Genomic DNA, 11682 nt, shown 5'->3' with positions numbered 1-11682 from the left:
ACAACAGATAACAAAAATAATAATATTCAGGAGCTCTACGGATGATCGCACCTACCTGCGCCCCCGCCCTTTTCACACGCTCAAAAACCGCACAAGGCACCCGCTCGCTGATGTTGCTCGGACTTGGCAGCATGGGCCTGGCCTTGCCGTTGACGGGCCTGGCCGAAGGTTTCGTCGACGACACCAAAGCCACGCTGACCCTGCGCAACGCCTATATCAACCGCAACTACACCAACCCCGACTACCCGCAGAGCAAGGCCGAAGAGTGGACGCAAAACTTCATTCTCGACGTCAAGTCCGGTTTTACCCAGGGTACGGTGGGCTTCGGGGTGGATGTGCTGGGGCTTTACTCGCAAAAACTCGACGGTGGCAAAGGCACGGCAGGCACCCAACTGTTGCCGACCCACAGCGACGGCGAGCCCGCCGATAACTTTGGTCGTTTGGGGGTTGCGGCCAAGGCCAAAATCTCCAATACGGAACTTAAAATCGGCGAGTGGATGCCGGTACTGCCGATCCTGCGCTCGGACGATGGCCGCTCCCTGCCACAAACCTTCCGCGGCGGCCAGATCACTTCAAAAGAAATCGCCGGGCTGAACCTCTATGGCGGCCAGTTCCGCGCCAACAGCCCGCGCAACGATGCGAGCATGGAAGACATGTCGCTCAACGGCAAAGGCGCCTTCACCTCGGACCGCTTCAACTTTGCCGGCGGTGACTACAGCTTCAATGAAAAACGCACCCAGGTCGGCCTGTGGTACGCCCAGCTCGAAGACATCTATCAGCAGCAATTTTTAAACGTGTTGCACAGCCAGCCGGTTGGCGATGTGACACTGGGCGCCAACCTCGGTTATTTCTGGGGCAAGGAAGACGGCAGCAAACTGGCGGGTGACCTCGACAACAGAACCGCCTACGCCCTGCTGTCGGCCAAATACAAGGGCAACACCTTGTATGTGGGCCTGCAGAAAATCAGTGGCGACGATGGCTGGTTCAAGGTCAACGGCACCAGCGGCGGCACCCTGGCCAACGACAGCTACAACTCCAGCTACGACCTGGCCAAGGAACGTTCATGGCAAGTGCGTCACGACCTCGACTTCGCGGTACTCGGCGTACCCGGCCTGACCATGATGAACCGCTATATCAGCGGCGATAACATCCACACTGGGACCATCACCGACGGCAAGGAATGGGGGCGTGAATCGGAGCTGGCTTACACCGTGCAGGCGGGTACATTCAAGGACCTCAACGTGCGCTGGCGCAACGCGAGCATCCGCCGCGACTACAGCACCCACGAGTTCGACGAAAACCGCATTTTTATCAGCTATCCGTTGTCGTTGCTGTAAGACCAGCAAACTGTGGGAGCGGGCTTGCTCGCGATGGCATCGCAGCAATTGCCCTGGCAGACCGCAGCGTCTGTATCGCAGGCAAGCCAGCTCCCACAAGTCATGCCGCGTCGCCAAATCCGCAGCGTGGCAGCCCTTTGACAATCATTTTGCAGCCATTAGAAGTTCGGATTTGGCATTGACAACCACCACAATGACTGTGAATAATCCAGACCAAGTCATACGACAACAGATGACAATAACAAGAACGACAGGGATCTTTGATGACAACCACTCACACTGTCCAAACCCCCTTCAATCGCCTTCTTCTCACCGGTGCTGCCGGCGGTCTGGGGAAGGTGCTGCGCGAAACCCTCAAGCCCTACGCCAGGGTGCTGCGACTCTCTGATATCGCCGCAATGGCCCCGGCGGCTGACAGCCGCGAAGAAGTGTTCACCTGCGATCTTGCCGATAAACAGGCCGTCCACCAGTTGGTTGAAGGGGTAGACGCCATCCTGCACTTTGGCGGCGTCTCGGTGGAGCGCCCGTTCGAAGAGATCCTCGGCCCCAATATCAGCGGCATTTTCCACATTTACGAAGCGGCACGCCGGCATGGCGTCAAACGGGTGATTTTCGCCAGTTCCAATCATGTCATCGGGTTCTACAAACAGGATCAGACCCTGGATGCCCACTCCCCGCGCCGGCCTGACAGTTACTACGGGCTGTCCAAGTCCTATGGCGAAGACATGGCCACCTTCTACTTCGACCGCTATGGCATCGAAACCGTCAGCATCCGCATCGGCTCCTCGTTCCCCGAGCCGCAAAACCGCCGGATGATGAGTACCTGGCTGAGCTTTGCCGACCTCACGCAACTGCTGGAGCGCTCGCTGTACACGCCCAATGTCGGTCACACCGTGGTCTATGGCGCCTCCAATAACCTTAATGTGTGGTGGGACAACCGTTTTGCTGCCCACCTTGGGTTCGAGCCCAAGGACACGTCAGAAATTTTCCGCGACAAGATCGAAGCTCAGCCGATGCCCGCAGCCAATGACCCGAGCATGGTTTACCAGGGCGGCGCCTTTGTCGCTGCCGGCCCGTTTGGCGACGAGTAAACCCGCGCTGCCAGCAGAACAAGATCAACAGAGGCCAAGGCATCATGACAGCTGAACTGATTCTCGATGCACGCAACGCCACCGGCGAAAGCCCGGTCTGGAGCACCACTGAACAGGCACTCTACTGGGTGGATATCCCGGCAAAACGCTTGCATCGCTGGAGCCCTGCCGATGGTAAAGAGCAAAGTTGGCAAGCCTCGCAAATGCTCGCATGCATCGCTCAGACAGGTAATGGCAATTGGATCGCCGCGATGGAAAACGGGCTGTTCGCTATCACCCCCCACGCCGACGGCAGCCTCAACAGTCGCTTGCTGGCCAGCGTGACCCACGCCCTTCCAGGCATGCGCTTCAACGATGGCCGCTGCGACCGCCAGGGCCGCTTCTGGGCGGGCAGCATGCTGATGGACATGGCCGCCGGCGCACCGGTGGGCGCCATGTATCGCTACAACGCAGGCCAGACCGAGCCGCTCACGGCGCAACTGCAAGGCTTTATCGTGCCCAACGGACTGGCGTTCAGCCCCGATGGCAACACCCTGTACCTGTCGGACTCGCACCCGGATGTGCAAAAAATATGGGCTTTTGACTACGACACCGACACCGGCACCCCACACAACCGCCGCCTGTTCGTGGATATGACCCAACACCCCGGCCGCCCCGATGGCGCGGCGGTTGATGCCGATGGCTGCTACTGGATCTGCGGCAACGATGCCGGGCTGATCCACCGCTTCACCCCCGAAGGCAAGCTCGACCGCTCCCTGGCCGTGCCCGTGAAGAAACCGGCGATGTGTGCCTTTGGCGGAGCAGACCTGGACACCCTGTTCGTAACCTCGATCCGCCCCGCCGGGGACCTGGCCGACCAGCCCCTGGCCGGGGGCGTGTTCGCCCTCAGGCCCGGAGTCAAGGGCCTGCCGGAGCCCCGCTTGAATAACTGAACGACTGATCCAACACCTTGAAATAACAAAAACAATATTTGGAGTGACCCATGGATTTCAAACGCACCCTGCTCATCGCTGCATTACCCCTGGCCTTCTGCCTCTCAGGCGTGGCCCAGGCCGAAATCAAGATCAAGTTCGCCGAGGTTCACCCCACGGGCTACCCGCCGGTGGTGGCCGAACAGGAAATGGGCAAAAAACTCCAGGAACAAAGCAACGGCGATATTTCCTTCAAGATGTTTGCCGGTGGCGTACTGGGCTCAGAGAAAGAAGTGGTCGAGCAATTGCAGTCCGGCGCGGTGCAGATGACCCGGGTCAGCCTCGGCATCCTCGGCCCGGTAGTGCCGGAAACCAACGCCTTCAACCTGCCGTTTGTGTTCCGCGACCAGGCCCATATGCGCAAGATCATCGACGGTGAAATCGGCCAGGAGATGTTGGATAAAATCACCAATTCCGACTTCAACATGGTCGCGCTGGCCTGGATGGATGGTGGTACGCGCAACCTGTACACAAAAAAACCGGTACGTGAGATGGCCGACCTCAAAGGCATGAAAATCCGCGTACAAGGCAACCCGGTATTTATCGACACCATCAACGACATGGGCGGCAACGGCATCGCCATGGCCACCGGCGAGATTTTCAGCGCCCTGCAGACCGGCGTGATCGATGGCGCAGAGAACAACCCGCCGACCTTCCTTGAGCACAACCACTACCAGAACGCCAAGTACTTCACCTGGACCGACCACTTGATCCTCCCCGAGCCGATCGTGATCGCCAAGACCACCTGGGCCAAGCTCAGCCCGGAGCAACAAGCCCTGGTGCAAAAACTGGCGCGTGAAGCGCAGATGGAAGAGCGAGTGATCTGGGACAAAAAATCCGCCGAAAGCGAAACCAAGCTCAAAACCGCAGGCGTGGAGTTCATCACCCTCACCCCCGAGCAGAAAAAGGCCTTCTACGACGCCACCCAGCCGGTTCGCGACAAGTACGGTGCCAACTACAAGGACCTGATCTCGCGCATCGAAGCCGTCCAATAAGCCAGTCCGATAACGCCGCGGTGGCGGGCGCCAGCCCGTTTTCCGCGCAGTGGTGAGCCCCATGAAAAATACCGTACTGCGCTTTAATGACTTGCTGTACAGGGCCTGCATCGGGATCGCCGGTTTGTCGGTGCTGACCATGACCCTTATCATCCCCTGGGGCATTTTTGCCCGCTACGTGCTGGGCAGCGGCTCAAGCTGGCCCGAGCCCACGGCCATCCTGCTGATGGTGGTGTTTACCTTCTTTGGCGCTGCCGCCAGCTACCGTGCCGGTGCCCATATGGCAGTGGCGATGGCGGTCGAGCGCATGCCGGCCCATGTGCGCAAACAGGCCGCGGTGCTGGTGCAAATCCTGATGGTTATCGTCTGCCTGTTTATGACGGTCAAGGGCTTCAAACTGTGCGCGACCACCTGGAACCAGTTCCTTGGTGAAATGCCGAGTTTGCGCGTAGGCATCTCCTATCTGCCAATCCCCCTGGGCGGCATCGTGACCCTGATCTTCGTCCTGGAGAAACTCTTCCTGGGTGACCAAAGCCACCGCCGCGCCGTGCGGTTCGACATCGTAGAAGCCAGCGAAGAGGCCGTATAAATGGACGCTTTCGTACTGTTGGGCAGTTTTATCGCCCTGATCCTGCTCGGCATGCCGGTCGCCTACGCGCTGGGTCTGTCGGCACTGGTCGGCGCCTGGTGGATTGATATCCCGTTCGATGCCCTGATGATTCAAGTAGCGGGCGGCGTGAACAAATTTTCCCTGCTGGCGATCCCGTTCTTCGTACTGGCGGGGGCGATCATGGCCGAAGGCGGCATGTCGCGCCGGCTGGTGGCCTTTGCCGGGGTGCTGGTGGGGTTTGTGCGCGGCGGTCTGTCGCTGGTCAATATCGTCGCCTCGACCTTCTTTGGCGCGATCTCCGGCTCGTCGGTGGCGGACACCGCATCCGTAGGCTCGGTACTGATTCCGGAAATGGAACGCGCCGGTTACCCTCGCGAGTTCTCCACGGCCGTGACGGTCAGCGGTTCGGTGCAGGCCCTGCTCACCCCGCCCAGCCACAACTCGGTGCTGTACTCGCTGGCAGCGGGCGGCACGGTGTCAATCGCTTCGCTGTTTATGGCCGGGATCATGCCGGGGTTGCTGCTCAGCGCGGTAATGATGGGCCTGTGCATGATCTTTGCGCGCAAGCGCAACTACCCCAAGGGCGAAGTCATCCCGCTGCGCCAGGCGCTGAAAATCGCCGGTGAAGCGATGTGGGGCCTGATGGCCATGGTTATCATCCTGGGCGGCATCCTCACTGGCGTCTTCACTGCCACCGAGTCGGCGGCGGTCGCGGTGGTGTGGTCGTTCTTCGTTACCATGTTCATTTACCGCGACTACAAGTGGCGCGATCTGCCCAAGCTGATGCACCGGGCGGTGCGCACCATTTCCATCGTGATGATCCTGATCGGCTTTGCTGCCAGCTTCGGTTACATCCTGACGCTGATGGAAATCCCGATGAAGATCACCACCGCGTTTCTGACCCTGTCGGATAACCGCTATGTGATCCTGATGTGCATCAACGTCATGTTGCTGCTGTTGGGCACGGTGATGGACATGGCGCCGCTGATCCTGATCCTCACTCCGATCCTGCTGCCGGTGATTATCGGTATCGGTGTCGATCCGGTGCATTTTGGCATGATCATGCTGGTCAACCTGGGGATCGGCCTGATCACACCGCCGGTGGGCGCGGTGCTGTTTGTCGGCGCGGCGGTAGGCAAGGTGACGATTGAGAACACGGTTAAAGCGCTGCTGCCGTTCTACCTGGCGCTGTTTATGGTGCTGATGCTGGTGACCTATGTGCCGGCCATCTCGCTGTGGCTGCCAGGCCTGGTGCTGTAACCCGCCTTCCCCCTGTGGGAGCGGGCTTGCCCGCGATGCCGTCACCTCGGTGTATCTGAAATAACGAGGCGACCCCATCGCGAGCAAGCCCGCTCCCACAGGGGTATTTCAGCGGCTCTATTTCCAGCCAAGGAGGCTGGTTGCTTATGTCTGCTCCTGCATTGTTCCCCCGCCATATCGCGGTATTGATCCTGGTACTGCTGGCCTGCGCATTTGCGGGCAATCATATCGCCGCGCGCATTGCCTTCGACCACGACACCGGGCTGTTGCTGGCGATTCTGTGCCGCGCCGGCGTGACCCTGCTGGTGCTGACCAGCCTGGTACTGTGGCAACGCGAACGCCCCCGGTTAACCCCCGCCAATTGGCGCTGGCAGCTGCTGCTGGGGTTGTTGATCGCGGCGCAAAGCTTCTTTATCTATTCGGCCGTGGCCCGCATTCCCGTGGCCCTGGCGCTGCTGATCGGCAACATGGCGCCGATCCTGCTGGTGCTGCTGACCTGGGCCCTGGGCGGGTCGGCACCGACCCGGCGGGCCGCACTGTTGATGGGGTTGATCATGTTCGGCCTGATCTTCGCCCTCGACGTGCCCGAGCGCCTGTCCAGCCAGGGCGGCAGCGAAACGCAATGGCTCGAAGGGATTCTGTTCGGCTTCGGCGCCGCCTGCGTGTTTGCCTGCGCGCTGTGGATCACCGACCACAAGCTGTCGGGCCTGCGCGGCACCGTGCGCAGCATGCTGACCATGTTGATCGTATTCAGCGCCGCGACCGTGGCCGGGCTCAGCGGCGTGCTGCCAGGTGGTGTGTCCCTGCCCGGCTCCTCCACCGGCTGGGCCGCCCTCGCCTGCCTGGTGGTGCTCTATGGCCTGGGTTTTTGCCTGCTGTTTATCTGCATGACCCGCCTGAACATGGCCCGCAACGCACCTGTGATGAACGTCGAACCGGTGGCGAGTCTGCTGTTTGGCTGGCTGATCCTGGACCAGTTGCTCAGCAGCGGGCAAATCATCGGTAGCCTGATTGTGGTGGCGGGGATCGTCTTGCTGACGTGGCCACGCAAGATCGAAGCCTCAAGCTGATTGCATAGATCCAGATCAATAATCGCGCATTGAGGCTCGACTACCATCGCGCCTTTTTGCGAACGAACCGACTATGCGCCTTGCTCCGCCCGAACTCCTCGCCCCTGCCGGCACCCTGAAAAACATGCGTTACGCCTTTGCCTATGGCGCCGACGCGGTGTACGCAGGCCAACCGCGCTACAGCTTGCGGGTTCGCAACAACGAATTCGACCACGCCAACCTGGCTATTGGCATCAAAGAGGCCCAGGCCCAGGGCAAGCGTTTTTACGTGGTGGTCAATATAGCCCCGCACAACGCCAAGCTGCGCACCTTCCTCAAGGATTTGGAGCCGGTGGTAGCCATGAACCCGGATGCGCTGATCATGTCCGACCCGGGGCTGATCATGCTGGTGCGCAAAAACTTCCCCCATGTGCCGATTCATTTGTCGGTGCAGGCCAATACGGTCAACTGGGCCAGTGTCGAATTCTGGCGCCAGCAAGGTCTGAGCCGCATCATCCTGTCGCGCGAGCTGTCGCTGGAAGAAATCGAAGAGATTCGCCAGCATGTACCCGACATGGAACTGGAAATTTTCGTCCATGGCGCGCTGTGCATGGCCTACTCAGGGCGCTGTCTGTTGTCCGGCTACATGAACAAGCGCGATGCCAATCAGGGCAGCTGCACCAATGCCTGCCGCTGGAAATACGACGCCAAACCGGCCACGGAAAACGAACTGGGCAATATCGTCAATGTGGTCGAGCCAACCCTGGGCGTGGGCTCGCCGACTGACGAAGTGTTTGTACTGAACGAAGCCAACCGTGCCGATGAACCGATGACCGCGTTCGAGGACGAACACGGTACTTACATCATGAACTCCAAGGATCTGCGTGCTGTACAGCATGTAGCGCGGCTGGCGGAAATGGGCGTGCATTCGCTGAAGATCGAGGGCCGCACCAAGTCGCACTTTTACTGCGCACGGGCCACCCAGGTGTATCGCAAGGCCATCGATGATGCGGTGGCGGGTCGTGAGTTTGACCGCAGCCTGATGACCGATCTTGAGTCCCTGGCCCAGCGCGGCTATACCGAAGGGTTCTTGCGCCGCCATGTCCACGATGAATACCAGAACTACCTGCATGGCAGCTCGTTGTCCCATCGCCAGCAGTTTGTCGGGGAATTGACCGGCGAACGACGCAATGGCCTGGCCGAAGTCAAAGTGAAAAACCGATTTGCTTTGGGCGATCATCTGGAGCTGATGACACCCCACGGCAACTATCACTTTGATCTGGAACGTTTGCTTAACAGTGCAGGCTTGCCGACCCAAGTGGCGCCGGGTGATGGCCACACGGTGTACCTGCCAATCCCCGAACAGGTGGACTTGAACTACGGGTTATTGATGCGGGATTTGACGGTGAGCGAGGTGATGGAACGTTCGGCGTGACCACTGTGGGAGCGGGCTTGCTCGCGATAGCATCGCCCGGTTTTGTCTGACAGACCGAGCCGTCAGCATCGCGAGCAAGCCCGCTCCCACAGACTGTCGTGATTGCGATTAATCGCGAAACACTTCATCCAGCAAGTTATGCATGGCGGTAAACGCCCGACCCGCCGTTTTGGCGTCGTACATCATCTTGCCCGGCACGTTGGCGTGGGGGTCGGTGAACGAATGCACTGCGCCGCCGTAGCTGGTCAGTTGCCAGTCCACACCCGCCGCGTTCATCTCCGCCTCGAACGCGGGCAGCTGCTCGTTGGGTACCAACGGGTCAGACGCGCCGTGCAACACCAGTACCGCACCCTTGATGCTCTGGGCATCGATAGGGTTAGGTGTGTCCAGCGTGCCGTGGAAGGACACCGCAGCTTGCAACGGCGCACCGCTGCGTGCCAGTTCCAGTGAACAGCAACCGCCAAAACAGAAACCAAAGGTTGCCAGCTTGTTGCTGTCGACCTGGGCCAGGCCCTGATTTTTCAGCATGTCATAAGCAGCCCACATACGCTTGCGCAGCAAGGCACGGTCATTCTTGAGCGGCATCATTGCCGCCCCCGCCTCGTCGGCGTTGCCGGGCCGGGTGCCCTGCCCGTACAAATCCGCGATCAATACCACATAGCCCTGCTCTGCCACCGATTTGGCAATCTCTTCGGCGCCCGCGCTGATGCCCATCCAGTTGGGCGCCATCAGCAAACCCGGCAACGGGTCTTCACGGCTCGGATCAAAGGCCAGACGGCCTTCGTAAGGTTGGCCGTCGATTTGATAAGCCACAGAGCTGACCGAAATGGATTTCATCAAAAACTCCTGAATTTGAAACAAAAAAAACCCGCCGAAGCGGGTTTTTATAGCGCGGTTAGACCGACAACTCTACTAACAATTTGTTTAGCCGACGGACATAGGCCGCAGGGTCTTTCAAACTGTCACCGGCTGCCAGGGCTGCCTGGTCGAAGAGGATGTGCGACAGGTCGCCAAAACGCTCTTCGCTCTGCTCGGCATCGAGTTTCTCGATCAGCGGGTGAGCCGGGTTGAACTCGAAGATCGGCTTGGACTCAGGCACTTTCTGACCGCTGGCTTCGAGGATCTGACGCATTTGCATGCCCAGGTCCTGCTCACCGATGGCCAGGATCGCCGGCGAGTCGGTCAGACGATGCGATACGCGCACTTCGCTGACGCTTTCACCCAAGGCAGCCTTGATGCGCTCAACCAGACCTTCTTTGGCCTTGGCCACTTCTTCTGCGGCTTTCTTGTCCTCTTCCGAGTCCAGGTTGCCCAGATCGAGGTCACCACGGGCCACGTCGACAAAGCTCTTGCCGTCGAAGTCGCTGAGGTAGCTCATCAGCCACTCGTCGATGCGGTCGGTCAGCAGCAGCACTTCAATGCCTTTCTTGCGGAAGACTTCGAGGTGCGGACTGTTTTTAACCTGCGCGTAGGTTTCGCCAGTCAGGTAGTAAATCTTGTCCTGACCTTCCTTGGCACGGGCCAGGTAGTCGGTCAACGAAACATTTTGTTCGCCGTCGTCGCCGTGGGTCGAAGCAAAACGCAGCAGACCGGCGATTTTCTCTTTGTTGGCGAAATCTTCGGCCGGGCCTTCTTTCATCACCTGACCGAAGTTTTTCCAGAAGCCCTGGTATTTCTCCGGCTCGTTCTTCGCCAGTTTTTCCAGCATGTCGAGGACACGCTTGGTCAGCGCCGTCTTCATCGAGTCGATGATCGGGTCTTTCTGCAGGATTTCCCGCGACACGTTCAGCGACAGGTCGTTGGAGTCGATCACGCCCTTGATAAAGCGCAGGTACAGCGGCAGGAAGGACTCGGCCTGATCCATGACGAATACACGCTGTACATACAGCTTCAGGCCTTTAGGCGCTTCACGCTGGTACAGATCAAACGGTGCACGGGCCGGCACATACAGCAGCGAGCTGTATTCAAGCTTGCCTTCAACCTTGTTGTGGCTCCAGGCCAGCGGGTTCTCGTAGTCATGGGCGATGTGCTTGTAGAACTCCTGATATTCCTCGTCCTTAACTTCAGTGCGAGGACGGGTCCACAGGGCACTGGCACGGTTAACGGTTTCCCATTCCAGTGCAGGTGCCTCTTCGCCTTCGGCCACGGTCTGCTCTTTAGGCAGCTCTATCGGCAAGGCGATATGGTCGGAGTACTTCTTGATGATGTTGCGCAGGCGCCAGCCGTCAGCGAATTCGGATTCGCCGGGCTTGAGATGCAGCACGATCTTGGTGCCGCGGTCGGCCTTCTCGACGGTGGCCACTTCAAACTCGCCCTCGCCTTTCGAAGACCAGTGCACGCCTTCGCTTGCCGGGGTACCGGCACGGCGGCTGTACACATCAACCTTGTCGGCAACGATAAAGGCCGAGTAGAAGCCCACGCCGAACTGACCGATCAGGTGCGAATCTTTTTTCTGGTCGCCGGTGAGGTTTTTCATGAAGTCGGCAGTGCCGGACTTGGCGATCGTACCCAGGTGGGTGATCACGTCGTCACGGTTCATGCCGATACCGTTGTCTTCGAGGGTGACGGTGTTGGCGTCCTTGTCGAAGCTCACACGGATTTTAAGCTCGGCACCGCCCTCCAGCAGATCTGGCTTGGACAGTGCTTCAAAACGTAATTTGTCGACAGCATCAGAGGCGTTCGAGATCAGTTCGCGAAGGAAAATTTCCTTGTTGGAGTACAGCGAATGGATCATGAGGTGCAGCAGTTGCTTGACCTCGGTCTGGAAGCCCAGGGTTTCTTTTTGAGTTTCCACGCTCATTGTTATCAAACTCCGATTGGATGGCAGTGGCCACGCCCGTGAGGGTTAGCGGCGGGATGAGTTGAAAGTTGGGGCCAGCGCTGCAAATTTCAAGGCCTGATGGAGACGCTCAAGTTTTTACCAGTAGTTTCAGC

10 protein-coding genes are annotated in these 11682 nt (G+C 59.2%); 8 read left to right on the top strand and 2 right to left on the bottom strand.

All coding sequences use genetic code 11. The features are described 5' to 3' along the window. Nucleotides 1–41: 41 nt before the first annotated feature. The 8 genes from AB3G35_RS10570 (at nt 42) to yegQ (ending at nt 8748) form a co-directional block, all read left to right on the top strand. On the top strand, nt 42–1337 hold the full coding sequence (locus AB3G35_RS10570) for an OprD family porin (protein ID WP_369782635.1): 1296 nt from the start codon (nt 42–44) through the stop codon (nt 1335–1337). Nucleotides 1338–1600: 263 nt separating this feature from the next. Then, nucleotides 1601–2428: an NAD(P)-dependent oxidoreductase gene (locus AB3G35_RS10565; RefSeq protein ID WP_095040135.1), complete on the top strand. Its 828-nt coding sequence runs from the start codon at nt 1601–1603 to the stop codon at nt 2426–2428. A gap of 44 nt (nt 2429–2472) precedes the next feature. Beyond that, nucleotides 2473–3360 carry an SMP-30/gluconolactonase/LRE family protein gene (locus AB3G35_RS10560; protein WP_369782633.1) on the top strand — a complete coding sequence of 296 codons (888 nt, stop codon included), beginning with the start codon at nt 2473–2475 and terminating at the stop codon, nt 3358–3360. Between the two features lie 50 nt (nt 3361–3410). Then, entirely contained in the window at nt 3411–4394 is a 984-nt protein-coding gene (locus tag AB3G35_RS10555; protein WP_086796171.1) for a TRAP transporter substrate-binding protein, read from the top strand. A 61-nt stretch (nt 4395–4455) separates the two neighbouring features. After that, nucleotides 4456–4983 carry a TRAP transporter small permease gene (locus tag AB3G35_RS10550; RefSeq protein WP_369782632.1) on the top strand — a complete coding sequence of 176 codons (528 nt, stop codon included), beginning with the start codon at nt 4456–4458 and terminating at the stop codon, nt 4981–4983. Then, nucleotides 4984–6264, top strand: a complete 1281-nt coding sequence (locus AB3G35_RS10545) for a TRAP transporter large permease (protein WP_369782630.1) — start codon at nt 4984–4986, stop codon at nt 6262–6264. 146 nt (nt 6265–6410) lie between these two features. Then, the gene (locus tag AB3G35_RS10540) at nt 6411–7334 is read left to right on the top strand and encodes a DMT family transporter (RefSeq protein WP_086796170.1); all 924 of its coding nucleotides are present in this window, start codon (nt 6411–6413) and stop codon (nt 7332–7334) included. A 73-nt stretch (nt 7335–7407) separates the two neighbouring features. After that, on the top strand, nt 7408–8748 hold the full coding sequence (gene yegQ / locus AB3G35_RS10535; protein ID WP_134051007.1) for a tRNA 5-hydroxyuridine modification protein YegQ: 1341 nt from the start codon (nt 7408–7410) through the stop codon (nt 8746–8748). A 108-nt stretch (nt 8749–8856) separates the two neighbouring features. Here the strand turns inward: yegQ and AB3G35_RS10530 are convergent, their stop codons facing one another. Then, nucleotides 8857–9585, bottom strand: coding sequence for a dienelactone hydrolase family protein (locus tag AB3G35_RS10530; protein ID WP_016780178.1), 729 nt, complete (start codon nt 9583–9585; stop codon nt 8857–8859). 58 nt (nt 9586–9643) lie between these two features. Next, entirely contained in the window at nt 9644–11548 is a 1905-nt protein-coding gene (gene htpG, locus AB3G35_RS10525; protein WP_016780177.1) for a molecular chaperone HtpG, read from the bottom strand. Nucleotides 11549–11682 lie beyond the last annotated feature (134 nt).

The sequence above is a fragment of the Pseudomonas sp. WC2401 genome, assembly GCF_041200115.1.
Classification (GTDB): domain Bacteria; phylum Pseudomonadota; class Gammaproteobacteria; order Pseudomonadales; family Pseudomonadaceae; genus Aquipseudomonas; species Aquipseudomonas fragi.
The sequence above is the reverse complement of the archived record's forward strand: the minus strand, read 5'-3'. Positions and strand labels throughout refer to the sequence as shown.

Bases quoted from the DNA above. Each gene is read 5' to 3' on its own strand.
- AB3G35_RS10555 (WP_086796171.1), top strand. From the start codon at position 3,411: ATGGATTTCAAACGCACCCTGCTCATCGCTGCATTACCCCTGGCCTTC.
- AB3G35_RS10545 (WP_369782630.1), top strand. From the start codon at position 4,984: ATGGACGCTTTCGTACTGTTGGGCAGTTTTATCGCCCTGATCCTGCTC.
- htpG (WP_016780177.1), bottom strand. From the start codon at position 11,548: ATGAGCGTGGAAACTCAAAAAGAAACCCTGGGCTTCCAGACCGAGGTC.
- yegQ (WP_134051007.1), top strand. From the start codon at position 7,408: ATGCGCCTTGCTCCGCCCGAACTCCTCGCCCCTGCCGGCACCCTGAAA.
- AB3G35_RS10530 (WP_016780178.1), bottom strand. From the start codon at position 9,585: ATGAAATCCATTTCGGTCAGCTCTGTGGCTTATCAAATCGACGGCCAA.
- AB3G35_RS10540 (WP_086796170.1), top strand. From the start codon at position 6,411: ATGTCTGCTCCTGCATTGTTCCCCCGCCATATCGCGGTATTGATCCTG.
- AB3G35_RS10560 (WP_369782633.1), top strand. From the start codon at position 2,473: ATGACAGCTGAACTGATTCTCGATGCACGCAACGCCACCGGCGAAAGC.
- AB3G35_RS10550 (WP_369782632.1), top strand. From the start codon at position 4,456: ATGAAAAATACCGTACTGCGCTTTAATGACTTGCTGTACAGGGCCTGC.
- AB3G35_RS10565 (WP_095040135.1), top strand. From the start codon at position 1,601: ATGACAACCACTCACACTGTCCAAACCCCCTTCAATCGCCTTCTTCTC.
- AB3G35_RS10570 (WP_369782635.1), top strand. From the start codon at position 42: ATGATCGCACCTACCTGCGCCCCCGCCCTTTTCACACGCTCAAAAACC.